The 649-nt window shown below is 50.7% G+C and carries 1 protein-coding gene; it reads left to right on the top strand.

Translation table 11 applies throughout. The annotated features are described in order from the left end of the window. Nucleotides 1–306 precede the first annotated feature (306 nt). Nucleotides 307–621: a hypothetical protein gene (locus tag HHU12_RS34445; RefSeq protein WP_169661216.1), complete on the top strand. Its 315-nt coding sequence runs from the start codon at nucleotides 307–309 to the stop codon at nucleotides 619–621. Nucleotides 622–649: the final 28 nt, after the last annotated feature.

Below are 649 nucleotides of genomic sequence, written 5' to 3'. Positions count from 1 at the left end.
CTCCTCGAACCGTCTAGCTACACTGGCGGAGAAGGAGAGGGAGATACTGGCTGGGAAGGCCACGAAGAAGACGACTACTGAACATGACGAGTGGTGCTCCTGTGAGCACTGCTGTCCAACACTCGAAGCATTCCGCATGAGAATGTATAGAGACTTCAACCGTAAATAGGAGAATCAAAATGTTTAAACTCATCGAAACTTTAGGCCGTCTGGTCATCGCGCTGTCGCACGTGAAGCAGCACTTTATGCAACCGCAGAGGCCGCTAAGGTGGCAGCTAAAGCTCAGAAACTTAAGGAGTTCTTCTAATGACTACCATCAAAGCTAAGTTCCCCGGTAATACCATTCAGCTGTCCGACACCGTTGACCAATGGGGCCGCAAGGTTCACATCAACGTCCGCAACGACAAAGTCACTCTGGTCTACCGCTGGAAGGCAAAGAGTGATAACCGTGCGCACACTCAGCGAGTGACCCTTGACGATGTTCAAGCAGCTCGCTTACTGGCGTCCGTTGCGGTTGCAGCGACTGTGGCTATCGGTGAAGACAAGGTACGTGAAGTCCTCCTGAATAAAGAGGTAGACTCAACGGTGACCCGTCTGGCCGAAGCGTTAGAAGCTAAGTGATAAACTCAAGGTCATTACTATATGTAGT

The sequence above is a fragment of the Flammeovirga aprica JL-4 genome, assembly GCF_012844305.1.
GTDB classification, from domain to species: domain Bacteria; phylum Bacteroidota; class Bacteroidia; order Cytophagales; family Flammeovirgaceae; genus Flammeovirga; species Flammeovirga aprica.
This window is presented reverse-complemented; position numbering and strand designations above follow the sequence as displayed.

Bases quoted from the DNA above. Each gene is read 5' to 3' on its own strand.
- HHU12_RS34445 (WP_169661216.1), top strand. From the start codon at position 307: ATGACTACCATCAAAGCTAAGTTCCCCGGTAATACCATTCAGCTGTCC.